This is a genomic window from Croceicoccus sp. YJ47 (assembly GCF_016745095.1).
GTDB lineage: Bacteria > Pseudomonadota > Alphaproteobacteria > Sphingomonadales > Sphingomonadaceae > Croceicoccus.
In genome coordinates this window covers 1,995,513-2,012,057 of the sequence record NZ_CP067087.1, presented here as the reverse complement: position 1 = coordinate 2,012,057, position 16,545 = coordinate 1,995,513, and the positions used below count along the sequence as shown (strand labels likewise).

Genomic DNA, 16,545 nt, shown 5'->3' with positions numbered 1-16,545 from the left:
ACATGGCCGACACCAAACTTGTCCAGCAGCTGGAAGAGCTGACCGACATTGCCGAGCTCGACAGCCTGCCGATCGGCACCGGCGCCACGGATCTTCGCCGCCTCCCGATCGGAACGCTGCGCCAGTGGTTGCTTGCCGACGTGCCGACTCCGCGCGACGGCGAAGATGGCTCGGGCTGGCGATCGGGTACCGGCGCGCCGCCTGTCGAGCTCGGCCGCGACGGCGATTATTATTTCGACCGCGTGGCGCAGACCATCTACGGGCCGAAGGTCGAGGGGATCTGGTCGGCCGGAACCTCGATCGCCGGCGGCGATGGTCGCTCGGCCTATCAGGCGTGGCTCGACCAGGGCAACGCCGGCAGCGAAGAAGACTTCCTCGCCGCGCTCGTCGGCAAGCCATTCGCCACCGGCGTCGCCACCGAAATTCCCCTGCTCGACGTTCCGGTTGGCACCGATCGGATCATCTCGACAGGCTATGACAGCGTCGGCGCGGCGCCGGCGCCTATGTTTGCGACAATCTGTGCACCGACGCGCTGCTGGCCGCCCACCCGCGCGCCGTGTTCCGCACCGCGAATGGCCGCATATTCCGCCTCGACGGGGAAAACGGGATGATCCGGCCGGAACAGTTCGGCGCGATCGGCGGCATTGCCCGCGGCCTCGCCGCCGGCAATAGCCAACCTGCCATGAAAGCGTTGGTCCGTTATGCCAACGCGGCGGGTATCGGGCAGATGGGCATGACGCATCCGTATTACCAATCTTGGGCGCCTTATCGCATTTCTGACCCCGCCGATCAGTTCGCAGAGGACGGCATCCATCTCGTCCATACCCGTCCCATTTCAATCGTTTCGCTGTGCGGCGGCACGACGATCGATTATCGCACCCATAACGGAGGCGACCCGCGGACCGATTGGCAGGTCGTGAACGGCAAGATATGGCGCGGCGTGGCCCATCAACTCGTCCGCAAGCTTGAGGAGCCCGAGGATCCGTCGGAATACGCGTCGCTTCACCTGCACGACATGCATCTGATGGGCGGCACGAACTACACCGGCCAGGGGTTCTGGCCCGCCGATCCTGTCACCGGCGATGGCTGGGACAATCAGAGCCACAAGTGCATCCAGATGCAGCCCGACGGCTTCAACAAGGGCGAGGTCCGGATGACCGGCACGTCCAGCATCGTGGGTTGGCGCGGTGAATGCGTCTATCTCGCTTCGGGCAGCACCGGAACGTTCATCGGCAACATCCGCATCGCCGAGACGAACGGGCAATGCATCAATCCGAACGATGTGCAAAGGCTCGTCGTCGACGGCAATGTCGTCCTCGAGAACGCCTATTTCTCGATCGAAGGGAAAGGCGGCGAAGGCTCGCGCGTGCGGTGCACGATCCGGAACACGAAGGGCGGCCACCTGCAGGGCGGCGGCTTCAATTTCGATACCCAGAACAAGAATTTTTGGCCCGCATCCTACCGGCCCGGCGAAGAGCCGCCGATGATGGACGTCGACATCAAGCTCATCGACAGCCGCATTGCTGTTCAATCCTATGTCCGCGGACAGATCGACGCGATCGACAGCGCGGTGACCGTGGACACGACGGCGATCTCGGTCATCGATGGCCAGCGCGTCGCGCCGGCCGATGCCCAAACAATCGACGTCACGCTCAATGCCTGGGCCGATCGCAGCAGCGACAACATCCCGCTGACCCTGCTCGGCAATGACGACGACGAACTCGGCACCGGGCATAAGGGGATCCATGACGCGCGCTTCGTCGTGAACTGCTACCGCACGGCCTATGCGATCGAAACGGGCAAATATTTCGCGGCTTGCGTGCAATATGGCGGCTCGATAGGCGAACGCGTCATCATCGAGCACGGTGGCGGCGAATCGCTTGCCGGTGTCTCGCTGGCGCCGGCGAGCACGGTGCGCGATTATCACCCGCTGTTTCGCGGCAATCGGTTCCGCTCGACACAGGCGTCGATTTCGCTGCCCTCCGTCAACCTGCAATCCGACAGCTTCTTCCCGATCATCGGCGATGCGATGAGCGTGCGCTCGCGCGCGCCTGCCGATCCGGAAATCAGGATCGCGGGGCCGGTCGCATTTGTCGTCAATGCGTCCGGGGTGCAGGAAGGGCAGGAGCTCACGCTCCATAATTTCGAGGCCGATGCCTATCCCATGCTCGTCGACGTCCGGCACGACGACAGCCCGGCTCGGGCCGTCATCCCGCCCGGCCAGTCGCTGAAGCTTGTCGCCCGCGATATTCAGGGCATGCGGTGGATCGTCGACACCGCGCCGCCCGCCCTTTCTGGCAGCGTGGCAATCGACCTCGGCGCGCAGACGATCGCGGCCGGCGCAGTCACCGATGTCCACACGATCCCGGTCGCGGGTGCAAACGCGCGGCTGCGCGCCGAGGTGTTCGCCGCCGCCCTGCCGGCCGAGTTCGAAATCATCCAGGTGCAGGCCGTGAACGACGCGGTGCGTTTCCGGCTGCGCAATATCTCCGCCGCTGCTGCCGCCGGCCCGAACCTCACGTTCCGGGCAACGACGAAGGGACAGGAACAATGAGCACAGCGCAATTGGGCGATGAAGGCCGCGTACGATTGGCGGCATTGGACGGCGATTTCATACCGCTGGCTTCACCCTATCCGTTCGGCGCGCCCGTCGATACTGCGGTGACGCCGGTATCGCGGCCTCCATCGGGTGAGCCTGTCGATCTGCCTGCCGATTTCTACGAGCCATTGTCGACGCCGTCGGGTGGCGCGATCGTGGGCTGGCGCCTGACTGCGGCGGGGCGTGCAGCCAAGGCGGAGGTCCAGGCCGGCGCCTGACGCCCGAATTGTTGTAAATCCCGCCGATACAACAAGCGACCCGCGCATTTCGCGGGCCGTCCCGGCAACGTGCTGCGTCATGGCCCCCTACCTCTCTACGAGCGACGAAGAACCGATCGACACCGCCGCGCTCCTGCGCGTCGGCACGATTGCGGCCGTGGACGTGGGGACGGGGCTGGTCGAAGTGGCGATCGGCGACATTCGCACCGCGCCGATCCCCTTCTCTACCGGGCGACAGGGCAAGACACGGATCTGGTCCCCACCCAGCATCGGCGAGCAGGTTCTACTGCTCTGCCCCGGCGGCGATATCGCGCAAGGGATCGCACTCGGCGCCATCGCGCAAAATGCCTTTCCGCTGGCCGGCGCCACGCTGCGCGAACTGATCGCCTTCGATGACGGGGCACAGCTCTCCTACGATCCGCAAGCACATATCCTCGCCTTCGAACTTCCCGCCGGTGCCGCGTTCCGCATCGTCGCGAAGGGCGGGGTCGCAATCGACGGCGATGTCGAAATTGCCGGCAAGTTGACCGCCACGGGCGATGTCGTCGCGGACACGATCAGCCTGACCGATCACCGGCACAAGGATGTGCAGGCGGGTGCCGCGCTTTCGGGCAAGCCGCAATGATCGGCCTCGATGCCGCAACCGGCCGCGCGATCGACGGCGATGAATGGCTGGCGCAGGCCGCCGCCGACGTGCTGTTCACGCCGATCGGCACGCGCGTCATGCGCCGCGATTACGGTTCGGCTGTTCCCTCGCTGCTCGATCAACCGCTCAATGAGGCGACCGCGCTCCATCTCTACGCCGCAACGGCCGATGCGCTGCGCCGCTGGCTCCCGCAACTCAACCTCACGCGCTGCCATCTCGAGCTGGGCGAAGCCGGCAAGGCCGCGCTCGTCATCGAGGGTCGCCGCGCCGACGCCCCGCAACCCAACAGCTTCACCCGGCTGACCCTGCCGCTCCCGCGCCTCAACTGAAGGAACCCTTCCCATGCCCTTTTTCCATGGCATCAAGGTCAATGAACTCGCCGCCGGCGTTCGCGCGCTGCAATCGGTCGCCACCGCCGTCATCGGTCTCGTCGCCACGGTAGACGATGCGGAGGCCGCCGCATTCCCGCTGGACCGCCCTGCGCTCGTTACCGACATTCGCGCCGCTCTGGCCAAGGCCGGAACCACGGGCACGTTGTCCCATGCGCTCGCCGCCATCACCGACCAGGCCAGCCCGGTCATCGTCGTTGTCCGCGTTGCGGAGGGCATCGATGCCGACGACACCGAAACGAATGTCATCGGCGGCGTCACCGACGGACAGTTCACCGGCATCGAGGCGCTGCTCGGCGCCGAAGCTGCGCTCGGCGTGCGCCCCCGCATCCTCGGCGCGCCCGGCCTCGATACGCAGGCTGTCACCGACGCGCTGGTCACCGCGGCACAGAAACTGCGCGGCTTCGTCTATGCCGCGGCGCAGGGGACCGATGCCGCCGCCGCCGTCACCTATCGCGGAAATTTCGGCGCACGCGAACTGATGCTGATCTGGCCCGACTTTGCCGGCACCGATGTCTTCCCCGGCGATGCGGTTGCGCGCGCCATGGGCCTGCGCGCGCGCATCGATGAGGAAACGGGCTGGCACAAGACGCTGTCGAACGTCGCGATCAACGGCGTCACGGGGCTGACGAAGGACGTGCATTTCGATCTTCAGGACGCGAGCACGACCGCCGGCGTTCTCAACGCCAGCCATGTGACGACGATGGCCCGCATGAATGGCTATCGTTTCTGGGGCAACCGCACCTGCGCCGACGATGCGGCATGGGCTTTCGAAAGCACCGTCCGCACGAGCCAGGCCTTGCAGGACACGATCGCGCAAGGGCTGGTCTGGGCGATCGACAAACCGCTCAACCCGCACTTGGTCCGCGATATTTCCGAGACCATCAATGCCGAGTTCCGCCGCCTTCAAGGTGAAGGCCGGCTGATCGGCGCGGAGGTGCTGCCGCTCGACATGGCCGCGAACACCGCCGCCTCGCTGGGCGCGGGGCAGCTCGCGCTCGATTACGAGTTCACCGTGCCCGCCCCGCTCGAAGGGCTGACGCTGGGGCACCGCGTATCCGATCGCTTCTACGCCACCCTCGGCGACCAGCTGAACCGCATCTGATCCGCCGCCTGCGGCTCGCCTGTCTCTCAAGGAGTTTCCGACCATGCTTCCCGCCAAGCTGAAACAGTTCAACGTCTTCAATGACGGTGCGTCCTACCTGGGCCTCGTCAAGCAGCTGGAGCTGCCCAAGCTCGCCATGGCCGGCGAGGAATATCGCGGCGCCGGCATGCTCGCGCCCGTCGATGCCGACATGGGGCTCGAAAAGCTGACCATGTCGGCGACCTATGGCGGCCTCGTCGTCGGCGTGCTGCGCCAGTTCGGCCTGACCCGGATCGATGGCGCCATGCTGCGCTTCGTCGGCGCCTATCAGGCCGACGATGCCGGTGGCCCGGTCGCGGCCGAACTGGTCGTGCGCGGCCGCCATACCGAGATCGATCCCGGTTCGGCCGAGGCGGGCAGCGACACCGAATGGAAGGTCGCCTCTACCCTCACCTATCTCAAATGGACGATCGCCGGCCGCGTCGAGGTCGAGATCGACGTGCTGAACTGCGTCTACCGGATCGGCGGCAATGACCGCATGGCCGAAATCCGCGCCATCATCGGCGGTTGATCGCTGCGTCCCTCCCCAACACGAAAGCCTGACCCATGACCGACACGCCCGCCCCCGCCCCCGCCGCCTCCGTTCCGCAGACTGCCGACGTCCCCCTCGCCACGCCGATCGCGCGCGGCGATACGACGATCGACCGCATCACCCTGCGCAAACCCAAGGCGGGCGCGCTGCGCGGTCTCACGATGCAGGACATCCTGCAGGCGGACGTATCGGCGCTCATCACGCTGATCCCCCGTATTTCGACCCCGGCACTCACGGCCTAGGAAGCCGCCGACCTGGAGGCCGATGACTTTGCCGAGATCGGCGGGACGGTGTTCGGTTTTTTTATGACGCCGCGTCAGAAAGCGCAGATCGAAAAGCTGACCGGCACGACGTCGACGAGCTGATCGCCGATATCGCCGCGATCTTCCACTGGCCGCTGTCCGAGCTGGAAGCGCTCGACTTCGAAGATCTGCAACGCTGGCGGGAACGGGCCGTCGCCCGCTGGAACGCCATGAACGGGCAGGAAGGCTGACACAGTGGACAACCGCCTCAATCTCGTCGTCAATTTCGCGCAGGCCGGCCTCGATACGCTTCAGGGCGGCCTGCGCAACCTCGTCGGCCTCGGTCGCCGGGGCGGCGATACGATTAAAGACATGGCGCGCGAAAGCCGAAAGCTCGAGAAGGAGCTGAAGGACGTTCGTCAGCAGCTCGTCGACGGCATGGCCGACGGTGAGCGTCAATTGTCGGAACTGGCGCAGCAAGAGCGCAAGCTGACGCGCGATGTCGAAACGGCGAATGACGCTCTCCGCCGACAGCGCAACCTCATGCAGATCGACAACCGCGCGGCCGACATCCGTGCTCACGGCGATCGCATGATGAGCCGGGGCCGTGACAACATCGTCGGCGGTGTCAGCATCCTCGCGCCGATCGTGCTCGCTGCTCGCGCTGGCGGCGAGTTTTCCAGCACGCTCGTCGATATTCAGCAAAAGGCCGAGCTGACCGATCGCGCCATGGTCGGCGTGCGCAACAACATCACGGCCGCAGCCGAGGCAGGCAAACAGATGCCGGCGGACATGGCCTTCGCCGTCGACACGCTGGCAGGGCTCGGCATGGCGGTCGAGGATGCGGCGACGCTGTCCGCCCCGATGGCCCGCTTCATGACCGCCTTCAAGGTCGAGGGGACCGACGCGGCCGCCGCGATCTTTTCCGGCCTGAAGACGATGAACATCCCGCTCGCGCAAACCGGCAAGCTGCTCGACATGATGGCCGAGGGCGGCAATGTCGGCGCGTTCGAGGTGAAGGACATGGCCGCCGCCCTGCCCAGCCTGACCGCGCAGATGAAGGCGCTTGGTCAAACCGGAACCGACGCCACGGCCGAGCTGATCGCGATGCTGGAAACCGTGCGCGGCGGAGCCGGCAGTTCGGAACAGGCCGCGACGCAGGCGAGCGATCTTCTCACGAAGCTGACCGCGCCCGCGACGGTTTCGGCCTTTGCCAAGAACTTCGGCCTCGATGTGCCCGCCGCGATAAAAAAGGGCGCGGAGGCGGGCATCACCCCGCTCGAGACGATGATCGCCCTGACCAGGCAAGCGACCGGCGGCGATCTGTCGAAGATCGGCTACGCCTTCGCCGACAAGGAATCGGCCGCCGCCATGCGAACGCTGATCCAGAATTACGACGCTTTCGCAGCCGCAAAGGACAAGGTCGGGGCCGCCGCCGGCGTTACCGATCGCGCCTTCGACCAGCGCGTCGCCAATGACCAGACCATCGCCTGGCGTGAACTGTCCGTGGCGATGAGCAATCTTGTGCTCTCGGTGTCGCCGGTGCTGCTGCCCTTCCTGCGCACGCTGACCGACCAGCTTTCCGCCGGCGCCCAATGGGTGACCGCCTTTGCGAATAAGCACCCGGCCGCCGCCGGCATGATGCTGAAACTGGTCACCGCCCTCGCGCTCGGCAAGGTCGCGCTGGGCGGGCTGCAATTCGCGTTCGGCGGCCTGCTCAAACCGATGGCGACCGCATACGGCTACTTCAAGAAGGTGGAAGGGGTGAGCCGGTTCTCGGCGCACCTGGTCCGAGCCGGATCCGTGCTGACGAAATTCAAGTCTATTGCCGGAGCCGCTTTCCGCTTTCTTGATCGGGCAAACATGATGCTTGTCCGCGGCGTTCAAGCGGCGGCCCCGCTGGTCGCTCGTGGCTTTACGATCATGCGTAGCGCCGCGCTGTTCTTGGCGAGAGGCGTCATGCGCGCCGGCGCGATGATGCTTGCCAACCCGATTGTCCTCGCGATCGTGGCGATCGTCGCCGCGCTGGGCCTCGCCGGTTACATGATCTACAAGCACTGGGACACGATCCGGGCGGCCTTCAGCAACGGCGTCGCAATGATCGGCGCGGCATGGACGCAGATCTCCGGCGCGTTCGATACCGGCATCGAATGGGTGAAAACCCGGCTTTCCGGCTTCGGCAGCTGGATGGCCTCGATCGGGCGGGCAATGATGGATGGCCTGCTGCTCGCGATCAATCCGATGGCGCTGGCCAGCAAGCTCGTCGGAATGGCAAAAACCGGCGTCACCGCCTTCAAGAAATACCTCGGCATCAAATCACCCTCGCGCCTGTTCATGGCGATGGGCGGCCATATTGCCGAGGGCGCCGCTCTCGGAATCGATCGGCGGAGCCGCGCAGCGCAGAACAGCGCGCGTCGTCTCGCCCTGGGCGTGGCCGGCGCTGCCTCGATCGCGGCGATGCCGGCGGCGGCGGGCGACGCATCGCCGGCGTCACGCCTTGCCTTGCGCGCACCGATTGCGGCAATCGCGCCCATCGCACGGGGTCAGTCGATTGCCCCGGCCGCCCGCGCCGCACAATCGGCCTCGGCGAGCAGCGATCGCTACGAGTTCAACATCTACGCGCAACCGGGCCAATCGGCCGAGGACATCGCGCGCGCCGTGCGGGCCGAGCTCGACCGGCGTGAGCGTGAGGCCGCCGCCCGCCGCCGTTCCAGCTTTGGAGACGATTGATGCTGATGGCCCTCGGCCTTTTCACGTTCGAGATCGGCACCGCCGCGTTTCAGGATCTTGTCCGCCGCACCGAATGGCGCCACGCCGAAACGCCGCGCTTCGGCGCCCGCCCGGCCAGTCAGTTCCTCGGCCCTGGCGCAGAAACCTTCTCGCTGTCCGGCATCGTCCTGCCCGGCCTGTCCGGCCGCCATTCGGCGATCCGAACCCTGCGCGACATGGCGGCAAGCGGAGAGGCGCATGCGCTGGTCGACGCACGCGGCACCGTGCACGGCGATTGCGTCATCGTCAGCCTGGACGAGCGGCAATCCGAATTCCTGAACACCGGCGAAGCCCGCCGTGCCGAATTCACGCTCGAGCTGCGCCGGCTCTGATCCATGCCCACCCATCGCCAGAACCGCGCCGATTACCGCCTCACGCTCGAAGGGCGCGACCTTCGCCACGACGCCCCGAACGTCTTTGACGAAATCCTGCGCGAACGCTTCGCCGAAACCATCAACCCCCGGCTGATCTCGCTAACCCTGACTGAAAAGCGCGGGGGCGAGGCGGACCAGCTCGACATCGTTCTCCACGATCACGACGGCGCACTCGAGCTGCCAAAGCCGGGCGCCGTGCTCGCGCTGCAGCTGGGCTGGGTCGAAGGGTCCGACGTGCCGATCGGCTTGGTCGACAAGGGGCGATTCAAGGTCGACGAGGTCGAATGGAGCGGCCCACCCGACATCGTCACCCTACGCGCGCGTTCCGCGGATTTCAGCGCCAGCTTCGATCAACGCCAACACCGCAGCCATATCGGCCGCACGCTGGGCGAGATCGTCTCCGAGATCGCCACCCGGCAAAACCTTACCGCGCAGATCGCGGCCGAGCTGGCCGACATCGTCATCGACGCCATCGAGCAGAACGGCATAAGTGACGCCGCCCTCCTTCGCCGCCTCGGCCGCCGCTACGACGCGGCCGCCACGATCAAGGCCGGCCGCCTCATCTTCGCCCCGATCGGCACCGGGCGAACGGCCAGTGGGACGCCTATCCCCGTCGCCACCATCACGCGCGCAAGCGGCGATCGCTACAGCTACCGGCGCGGCGAGCGGGGGCAGTTTGGCGGCGTCGAGGCCGAATGGCATGATCGGGATGAGGCGGAGCGAAGGACGGTTGCAACCGGTCAGGCCACCGATCGCCCGCGCAAGAAGCTGAAACGGACGTTCGCTAGCGAGGCGGCGGCACAGCGGGCGGGGGAAAGCGAAAGCGAGAAGATGGAGCGGGCAGCGGCGGAGTTCGAGATCGAGCTCGCGCATGGTCGACCAGATTTATATCCAGATCGCACGCTGGCAATTTCGGGCTTCAAATCAGAGATCGACGGGCAGACTTGGCTTGTTGGTAAATTGACCCATGCGCTCGATGCGGAAGGTGGGCTGACTACACAAACGAAGCTGGAGGCGAAGGCCTAAGAAACGAGCGCGCAAATCTTATCTCCAAAGGTCAAAAGCGCCGCAATTAGAGCAATTGCCGTCAGATTGGCTGTCACAATAAAACCCTTGGACGGCAAATGGCCCACGCGTTCTGTCAAAGTCGCAAGATTGACCCGCACCCCCGTCATCTGTTCGCCAACCTTATCCAACTGCGATTCCAGCCTTGCAACTCGAATTTCCATACCGCTGCCTCCGTTCGACCCGTTCCCGCCGTTCAAAATCTGTTCTTGCATCCGTTGAAGCTCGGCTTGGGTAGAATGGATCTCTGCCAATCGATTATCAAGAGACATCGCTATCCCTCATCAAACTCGACAGGACATATTCCTCTGCGTCCTTTAGCATTTTCGCGAAGGCCTCGCCAATACGCGCAACTTCTATGGGGCTCACCTTCCCGCCCCCGGCAACGACACGAACTGCTTCTAAAAGGCCGGCGTTAATCCGTATCTGATGCATAAGCATTGTCACCGCTTTTTCATGACTGCTTTCAGCTTGCTGTCGGATGGCATCGAGCTGCGCATCCAGATCTTCGAAAGTGGGAGGCTCTTGCGTCACGCGTCCACTACCTGTTTCAGCGCTGCGCTGAGTTCGGTCGCCCAAACCAGCTCCTCGCGCGCATGCCTCCCATCAGCATCAATGATCGTGCCGGCGCTATTAAGAACGAAACGCGCCAACTCTTTTCGCTGTGGGGCTTTACGCAAGTAGTTGAGCGACTTGATTACGTCGCTGGAACTTGGCGCCAAACGGGGAGCTTCCTTTAGCGCACACTCATAGGCATTATCGTCACCGCCAAAGAAACGAAAATATCGGCCGAGAATGTCATCGAGCGCCTCGCCCTCCAACGCATGAAATTCGCCGTCGCATCGCGCCATGAACGTCAAAATCCGCATCACGCGCGTGAGCACCTTGTCCTCGATTTTCAAGGCTCCGTTGCGATGCAATGCAATGCAATGCTCGACCGGGTCTAGCTCTTCGCCTGTAACCGCACACGCCATCGAACTGATCCGATCAACCCGAAACGTGCGATAGCAATCCCGCTTGTGACAGTGCGCTCCGATCAATTCCGGTGCCCCGAATGATCCTGAAATGCGACGCAGCGTAATCACGCGCGAAGTTTCTTCTCCCTCCGCGCTGGTGTAGGTGATGAAAGCCGACCACGCTGAAGCCTCATCCGGTTCGCCCGCCAGCGTCACATCGTCGGCCTCCACAATATGTTCGGTCGATTTCCGACCAGGAGGATCGAGCGGAATAACCTTCCGGCCACCCAACTCTTCCGATAGCCTACTCAACCAATCCATCTCATTCCCCTGTGAATGTTGTCTCGCACCGTCACCGATTAAAGCCGAGAAATTCGCTGCTGGGGTCGTGCAGAGTCGAGCTGCGGCCGCCCTGCTGTACTCTGACCATTTCGCGAAGCATCTGCATGAGCGGAGTACGAACGGCAGGTGTTAACGCCTCTATTAGGCGCAGCCATTCGCGTTCGGTGTGCGAGAGCATATTTTCCGCGCCCATCTCTGGACGATCAGCTTCTCCGCTCAGGTACTCCGGAGTCGTCTGAAGTTCCCTGGCGATCTTATGGAGGTGCTTGGAGCCACGGGATCTGCCAGAGATCAGCTGATTTATCGAACCTTGAGTGACGCCGATCGCGCGAGCCAGTTCCGACTGCGACATACCTCGCTCATCGAGGAGCTCTTGAAGGCGCTTCCCTAATGACATGCCAACTTTATACATTAGGAAACTATTAGCCCGATAAGATTGTTCTCTTGACTCGTTCATTAGAATGCTATTAGCTCGAGGTATGGAAAGCGAACCATTCGATTTGATTCCGCCGCACGCGGCTTTCGCAAAGGCGGTGGAGATTGCTGGCGGCCAAACTGCAATGGCTCGAATTTGCGAGTGCAGTCAGGGTAACATATGGCAACATTTGAACCGGCGTTCGTTGCTTCCAGCGCATTTCGTTTTGAAAGTCGAAGCCGCAACCGGCGTCTCCCGCCACGATCTGCGGCCCGATATCTACCCCCGCGACCCCGCCTCCTCCGCTGTGGCTACCCCCGCACCCTGCGCAGCGGAGGGCGACGCTTTGATATCCTCCCGTCAAAGCGTCGCCACCCCCCTCGGAACGCCCGTCCCATGATCGCCCCGATCGCCCCATGCACCGGTTCTATCACCGCCACGGCCGCTACGCCCGTGCGATCCCCAGCCGCTTTTGCAATCGGAGTTGCTTCATGAACGGGCATACGCACACCCCCGCCCTTCCGCCGCAAGGCGAGGTCGAGATCGACAGGTGTGAGCGGCTAGGTGACCTATCACCAGATCATGTAGAAATTCGCTTCCGCTGCCTCGTCGAGGCGCGCGTGCAGGCGGGCCATTCCAGTCCGGGATACGGAGAGTTACTGCTCCATGCCCGGTGGAATGCCCGCTTTGTGCTCTATGGGGAAACCCCACCTCTTAAGTGGAAGCCTAAACAGGAAGGGGTGGGCAATGACTAAGTCAGACGCTCGGCCCGGAAATGTCGACCGACGAGCGACCGCTCGGTTTTTCAGCTTCATGTTGCTCTGCAAAGCGACGATGAACGATGCTCACCATCTCGCCGAACATCATCTCGACGTCCTTAAAAGCCAGGTTCGCTTCGTAATCGCCGCGCGCCGTATCGGCCGCAATCAACGCCTTGGTGAGCTCCGCCGCGGCCAAGGCGGCTCCATCTTCGGTAAGCTTTTCGGCCATGCAAATACCCTTTCGTCGGTGTGTGGAAACGCGACGATAGCGCAGCGGGCGGGGCGCACAAGAACCGCTCGCTGCGCACCCGATCGCGATGGGGTTCCTGCATGACAAAGCTGCGTGCTCCGCTGACCTTCGAACTCGCCCTGACGAAAATCGCCGGCACGATCGGATGGGCAGGTGCCGCCGCCATCCTCGGGCAGTCGGAGCGCACCATCCGCAACTGGTCGGATCCCGACGCGGCCGCCGGCATCCGTCTCGACGCTGCCGAGCTGCTTGATATCGCTTTTCAGGAGGCCGGCGGCAAAGGGGCGCCTTTCCTCGAATGCTACGCCACGCGGCTGAAATCCGCACTTTCCAATTCAATGGGATCGGCAGAGGCCATTGCCGAGGCAGTCGCCAACGCGGCCAAGGAAGGCGGCGAAGCTATTTCCGCCGCCATCACCGCCGCCAGCCCCGGCGCCAGCCACACCGATTATGTCAACGCCATTCGGGAGATCGAGGAAGCGATCGAGGCGAAGACGAACACACTCGCGGCCATTCGGGCGCGGCTCAACTCCGAACAAACCCTGTCCGTTGAAGAAGGAACCGCCTCATGAGCGTATCGATCGCCTGCCCCCACTGCTCGTCACGGGCTACCGTTCGGACAAGCCGCTCTGTCACGCCCCTCTACCGACAGCTAAACATCGCATGTCGGAACGCTGAATGCGGGCACACTTTCGCCGCCGACATGACTATCACACACACCATTTCGCCAAGTGCGATACCCGATCCCGATATTCACCTGCGCACCTCGACATTCGTTCGCCCCGCCGTGAACGACAATCCCGCCGGCCGGGAGGTGCCGGTCGCCGCCCCGGCAAACGACGATGATCGTAACCCGGAGGCTGTGCCCGTCGGGTTCTAAAACCCCTCCGCACAACAAAGGATGCTGGCAAGCGCTGGCTTCCTGATCCCCAATCGAACCAACCGCCGCCCGCGAAGCCATGCGCTTTCGCGAACCCCTTTCTGCTGTCTGAAGAAAGCCACCTCCATGCCGATGAACGCCCATGTCCGCACCCACCCCCCACGCTTGCCTGCCGGCCCGATGGCCCGCGCGTTTCTGGCCGCGACGGCCTTCGCGCCCGAAACGCAGCTGCCGCCTTTCTCCAACGCGCCCCGCCGCCCCGACACCGCCCGGTCGAGGCGCTGCATGACGCCGGGCACCTATGTTCGTCTGCGGCGGGTGAAGGCAGGATGGAAGCGATCCGAACTCGCTATCATCATTGCCGCGACGCCGGACGACCGCCCCGCGATCGAGGAAGAGCTTCGCGCGATCGAGGCGGACCACATCATCGAGAACCGCCGCCGCGTGGCGCAGATCGCCAATCAGATCGATCTAGACTTCGACATCTACCTCGCCCTGGTCGGCTTCGCGCAGGATCCGGGCAGCGAACTGCCCTGCCCGCGGATCTGCACCGGCTGCGGCTGCACCTGGGATCGCCCCTGCACAGCAAAAGACGGCCTCTGCGGTTGGCGCGACAATCATCACGACCGCTGCACCGCCTGCCCCCCGGCGCTCGACTGATGACCCGCCCGCCGCAGCCAGAGGCCACCCGCCAGCGCATGCACGGCAAGCTGCAGCCCATTTCGCGCGGCTGCATGGCGCCGGGTCTCGTGATCGGCGCGCCGATCGCGCTGCTGTTCTGGAGCATCATCATCGGCGGCGCCTTCTGGCTCGCCGCCTCATGGGATGACGGGGAAGGCCTCCACCACCCCCGCCATCCTTCGCCCGCGCCGGTGTCTGACGTCGGCGCGAACACCCCCGATCCCATCGAAGCTGAGAACGGAGAACCCCTCTCATGACCCAATCCGTACCCCTGAACAAGCTCGCCCTTTCGCCCCGCAACGTGCGCAAGACGAATGTCGACGAGCACATCGCCGGCCTTGCCGATTCGATCCGATCGAAAGGCCTGCTGCAAAATCTCGTCGTCAGCGCGGCCGCAAAATCCGGCACGTTCGAAGTCGACGCCGTAGGCCGCCGCCTGCGTGCGCTTCGCCTGCTGGCGAAGGACAAGCACCTCCCACACAACTGGCCGGTACCCGTCCATGTCGTGCCGCGCGATGCCGCGACCGAGGCCAGCCTTGCCGAGAACTTGCAAAAGATCGCGATGAACCCGGCCGACGAGGTCGAGGCCTTCGCCGCGATCGTCGATGGATACGAGGCGAACGGCATGGCGTCACAGGCCGAACGCATCGCCAATTGCGCCCGCCGCTTCGGCGTGTCGGATCGGATCGTTGGCCAGCGTCTCGCCCTCGCCGCGCTCGCGCCGGACATCCTCGATGCGCTGCGTGACGGTGCGATGACCTTGGCGGCGGCGCAGGCCTACGCTAGCCATCCCGACCATGCCGAGCAGCTGAAGATATTCACCCGCGAAGCGAAATCGGGTTTCCGGCCGCACGATCCGCAACGGATCCGCGATGCGCTCGCCGGACGGGTCTATTCGCTCGACGATCGGCTCGCGCGCTATGTCGGGCTCGATGCCTATCGCGAGGCAGGGGGGCGGATCGAGGCCGATCTGTTCTTCGACGATGGCGAACGGGAAATGCTGATCGATCCCGCGCTGCTCGAAAAGCTCGCGACGGAAAAAGCGCAGGCCGAGGCCGATCACCTTGCCGATCGCGAAGGGTGGAAGGGCGCGGTGATACGCCCGGTCACCGCTCCCATTTACCAAAGCCCCCCGACGCCAAAGGGGTTTCGCCGTGTCTGGACAGGTAGCGATGACGTTCTGCTGAAGGATCGCATCGACGCGATCGCGGCCTTCGCGCTGAAGGCCGACGGCAGCGGCATCGAGCCGCTCGACACGCATTTCGTGCCCGCGATCGAGGACGCGACCGCCACCATTCACAAGCCGCTCACGCCCGAAGAGCGCGCCGCCATCGTTCGGGAGCAAGCCATCAAATTGCGCGCCGCGCGACTTGCCACGCCGCAAACGGAAGGCACCGCGTTCGAAGGCCGCGCCATCTGGCCGACCGCGCATTACATCGACCCCATCCGCACCGGCCCCGACGGTGAATACTACGTCGCCATGATCGTGCGCGTCGACCGCGCCGATTACGAAGCGCAGATCGAAACGGCCGCCCGCCAGATCGATCTGGAAGAGGCCGAGGCCGAAGCGCGACGCAAGGCCGAAGAGGCTGCCCCATCCCCGGTCGACGAGCCGACGCCCCCCGAAGAGGAAGCCCCCGCCGATCCGGACCAGGATCCGAACGTGAACGACCGGCAAGAGGAGCAGGCGGCGTGAACGCGCAGCCCATCAACGTCTCGGCCGACGACGCCCGCAAGATCGCCGCCGGTGACAAGATCAACCTGCGGCGCATCAATGTCGGGCGCATGCAGACGATCGTGCCCGGCATGCTGCTATGGGTGCGCGAACCGTTCTACCTGCCGGAACGCTTCGATGGCCGCGCGCCGCTTCAGGCGAGCTCGGCCGATCCGCGTCTCGATGTCCGCTTCGTCGCGCACTGGACGAACCGGCCGACCGGGTACGGGGCGGCGCGCGCGGGTCGAACCCTGCCCAAGCTATTCTCGCGCCTCGTCCTGCGCGTCGCCCTGGTCGAGGAGCAGCGCCTTCAGGACATCGACGACGCCGGCGCGCGCCGCGAGGGGTTCGGCAACCGCGCGCTCTTCGCAAAGGATTGGGACCGCGCACAGCGCAACGGCTTCGCGAAGTCCGGCATCACGGCCTGGCGGAATAACCCATCCGTCACCGTGCTCACCTTCACCGCCGAACACGCGAACATCGTCGCCAGCGCTGAAGATGCAACGGCCGCGCGATCCCACGCCGCCGCCTGACATCGCCTTTCGAAAGGAGGTTTCCCCATGCCCGC

At 64.5% G+C, this 16,545-nt stretch carries 24 protein-coding genes; 19 read left to right on the top strand and 5 right to left on the bottom strand.

What is annotated here, in order from left to right; genetic code table 11:
• Nucleotides 1–2 precede the first annotated feature (2 nt).
• The 12 genes from JD971_RS09815 to JD971_RS09760 all read left to right on the top strand — a co-directional run bounded on the left by JD971_RS09815 (nucleotide 3) and on the right by JD971_RS09760 (nucleotide 9,939).
• Nucleotides 3–611, top strand: coding sequence for a hypothetical protein (locus tag JD971_RS09815; protein ID WP_202083009.1), 609 nt, complete (start codon nucleotides 3–5; stop codon nucleotides 609–611).
• Nucleotides 557–2,554 (top strand): hypothetical protein, encoded by a 1,998-nt coding sequence (locus JD971_RS09810; protein ID WP_202083008.1) that lies wholly within the window; start codon nucleotides 557–559, stop codon nucleotides 2,552–2,554. Before JD971_RS09815 ends, JD971_RS09810 begins: the two co-directional genes overlap by 55 nt.
• On the top strand, nucleotides 2,551–2,817 hold the full coding sequence (locus tag JD971_RS09805) for a hypothetical protein (RefSeq protein ID WP_202083007.1): 267 nt from the start codon (nucleotides 2,551–2,553) through the stop codon (nucleotides 2,815–2,817). Before JD971_RS09810 ends, JD971_RS09805 begins: the two co-directional genes overlap by 4 nt.
• 79 nt (nucleotides 2,818–2,896) lie before the next feature.
• Nucleotides 2,897–3,442: a phage baseplate assembly protein V gene (locus JD971_RS09800; RefSeq protein WP_202083006.1), complete on the top strand. Its 546-nt coding sequence runs from the start codon at nucleotides 2,897–2,899 to the stop codon at nucleotides 3,440–3,442.
• Nucleotides 3,439–3,792 carry a GPW/gp25 family protein gene (locus JD971_RS09795; RefSeq protein ID WP_202083005.1) on the top strand — a complete coding sequence of 118 codons (354 nt, stop codon included), beginning with the start codon at nucleotides 3,439–3,441 and terminating at the stop codon, nucleotides 3,790–3,792. The genes JD971_RS09800 and JD971_RS09795 overlap by 4 nt, the downstream gene beginning before the upstream one ends.
• A gap of 13 nt (nucleotides 3,793–3,805) precedes the next feature.
• Nucleotides 3,806–4,957: a phage tail sheath subtilisin-like domain-containing protein gene (locus JD971_RS09790; RefSeq protein WP_202083004.1), complete on the top strand. Its 1,152-nt coding sequence runs from the start codon at nucleotides 3,806–3,808 to the stop codon at nucleotides 4,955–4,957.
• A gap of 43 nt (nucleotides 4,958–5,000) precedes the next feature.
• A complete protein-coding gene (locus JD971_RS09785; protein ID WP_202083001.1) occupies nucleotides 5,001–5,507 on the top strand; it encodes a phage major tail tube protein in 507 nt (168 codons plus the stop codon).
• Nucleotides 5,508–5,542: 35 nt separating this feature from the next.
• Nucleotides 5,543–5,770 carry a phage tail assembly protein gene (locus tag JD971_RS16610; protein ID WP_236672036.1) on the top strand — a complete coding sequence of 76 codons (228 nt, stop codon included), beginning with the start codon at nucleotides 5,543–5,545 and terminating at the stop codon, nucleotides 5,768–5,770.
• A 119-nt stretch (nucleotides 5,771–5,889) separates the two neighbouring features.
• The gene (locus JD971_RS09775) at nucleotides 5,890–6,021 is read left to right on the top strand and encodes a GpE family phage tail protein (RefSeq protein ID WP_371809750.1); all 132 of its coding nucleotides are present in this window, start codon (nucleotides 5,890–5,892) and stop codon (nucleotides 6,019–6,021) included.
• Nucleotides 6,022–6,025: 4 nt separating this feature from the next.
• Nucleotides 6,026–8,500: a phage tail tape measure protein gene (locus JD971_RS09770; RefSeq protein ID WP_202082999.1), complete on the top strand. Its 2,475-nt coding sequence runs from the start codon at nucleotides 6,026–6,028 to the stop codon at nucleotides 8,498–8,500.
• Nucleotides 8,500–8,871: a phage tail protein gene (locus JD971_RS09765; RefSeq protein WP_202082997.1), complete on the top strand. Its 372-nt coding sequence runs from the start codon at nucleotides 8,500–8,502 to the stop codon at nucleotides 8,869–8,871. The genes JD971_RS09770 and JD971_RS09765 overlap by 1 nt, the downstream gene beginning before the upstream one ends.
• A gap of 3 nt (nucleotides 8,872–8,874) precedes the next feature.
• Entirely contained in the window at nucleotides 8,875–9,939 is a 1,065-nt protein-coding gene (locus tag JD971_RS09760) for a contractile injection system protein, VgrG/Pvc8 family (RefSeq protein WP_202082995.1), read from the top strand.
• Here JD971_RS09760 and JD971_RS09755 read toward each other — a convergent pair.
• Genes JD971_RS09755 through JD971_RS09740 form a run of 4 tightly spaced genes read right to left on the bottom strand, consistent with a single transcriptional unit; the run spans nucleotide 9,936 to nucleotide 11,673 of the window.
• Nucleotides 9,936–10,250 (bottom strand): hypothetical protein, encoded by a 315-nt coding sequence (locus JD971_RS09755; protein ID WP_202082993.1) that lies wholly within the window; start codon nucleotides 10,248–10,250, stop codon nucleotides 9,936–9,938. The two genes, JD971_RS09760 and JD971_RS09755, sit on opposite strands and share 4 nt — an antisense overlap.
• A complete protein-coding gene (locus tag JD971_RS09750; protein ID WP_202082991.1) occupies nucleotides 10,240–10,512 on the bottom strand; it encodes a hypothetical protein in 273 nt (90 codons plus the stop codon). Before JD971_RS09750 ends, JD971_RS09755 begins: the two co-directional genes overlap by 11 nt.
• Nucleotides 10,509–11,255 carry a hypothetical protein gene (locus tag JD971_RS09745; protein WP_202082990.1) on the bottom strand — a complete coding sequence of 249 codons (747 nt, stop codon included), beginning with the start codon at nucleotides 11,253–11,255 and terminating at the stop codon, nucleotides 10,509–10,511. The genes JD971_RS09750 and JD971_RS09745 overlap by 4 nt, the downstream gene beginning before the upstream one ends.
• Before the next feature lie 31 nt (nucleotides 11,256–11,286).
• Nucleotides 11,287–11,673, bottom strand: a complete 387-nt coding sequence (locus tag JD971_RS09740) for a helix-turn-helix domain-containing protein (RefSeq protein WP_256435310.1) — start codon at nucleotides 11,671–11,673, stop codon at nucleotides 11,287–11,289.
• A 64-nt stretch (nucleotides 11,674–11,737) separates the two neighbouring features.
• Here JD971_RS09740 and JD971_RS17175 point away from each other — a divergent pair, with 64 nt between their 5' ends.
• Entirely contained in the window at nucleotides 11,738–12,091 is a 354-nt protein-coding gene (locus JD971_RS17175) for a YdaS family helix-turn-helix protein (RefSeq protein WP_371809555.1), read from the top strand.
• A gap of 356 nt (nucleotides 12,092–12,447) precedes the next feature.
• Here JD971_RS17175 and JD971_RS09730 read toward each other — a convergent pair whose 3' ends face one another.
• Nucleotides 12,448–12,681, bottom strand: a complete 234-nt coding sequence (locus JD971_RS09730; protein WP_202082987.1) for a hypothetical protein — start codon at nucleotides 12,679–12,681, stop codon at nucleotides 12,448–12,450.
• 101 nt (nucleotides 12,682–12,782) lie between these two features.
• Here JD971_RS09730 and JD971_RS09725 point away from each other — a divergent pair, with 101 nt between their 5' ends.
• The 6 genes from JD971_RS09725 to JD971_RS09700 all read left to right on the top strand — a co-directional run bounded on the left by JD971_RS09725 (nucleotide 12,783) and on the right by JD971_RS09700 (nucleotide 16,510).
• On the top strand, nucleotides 12,783–13,274 hold the full coding sequence (locus JD971_RS09725) for a hypothetical protein (RefSeq protein WP_202082986.1): 492 nt from the start codon (nucleotides 12,783–12,785) through the stop codon (nucleotides 13,272–13,274).
• Nucleotides 13,271–13,582 carry an ogr/Delta-like zinc finger family protein gene (locus tag JD971_RS16875; protein WP_202082985.1) on the top strand — a complete coding sequence of 104 codons (312 nt, stop codon included), beginning with the start codon at nucleotides 13,271–13,273 and terminating at the stop codon, nucleotides 13,580–13,582. Before JD971_RS09725 ends, JD971_RS16875 begins: the two co-directional genes overlap by 4 nt.
• A gap of 285 nt (nucleotides 13,583–13,867) precedes the next feature.
• Nucleotides 13,868–14,242: a hypothetical protein gene (locus tag JD971_RS09715; protein WP_202082984.1), complete on the top strand. Its 375-nt coding sequence runs from the start codon at nucleotides 13,868–13,870 to the stop codon at nucleotides 14,240–14,242.
• Entirely contained in the window at nucleotides 14,242–14,520 is a 279-nt protein-coding gene (locus JD971_RS09710) for a hypothetical protein (RefSeq protein WP_202082982.1), read from the top strand. Before JD971_RS09715 ends, JD971_RS09710 begins: the two co-directional genes overlap by 1 nt.
• A complete protein-coding gene (locus JD971_RS09705; RefSeq protein ID WP_202082980.1) occupies nucleotides 14,517–15,959 on the top strand; it encodes a ParB/RepB/Spo0J family partition protein in 1,443 nt (480 codons plus the stop codon). Before JD971_RS09710 ends, JD971_RS09705 begins: the two co-directional genes overlap by 4 nt.
• Entirely contained in the window at nucleotides 15,956–16,510 is a 555-nt protein-coding gene (locus tag JD971_RS09700; RefSeq protein ID WP_202082977.1) for a hypothetical protein, read from the top strand. Before JD971_RS09705 ends, JD971_RS09700 begins: the two co-directional genes overlap by 4 nt.
• The last annotated feature ends 35 nt before the right edge of the window (nucleotides 16,511–16,545 follow it).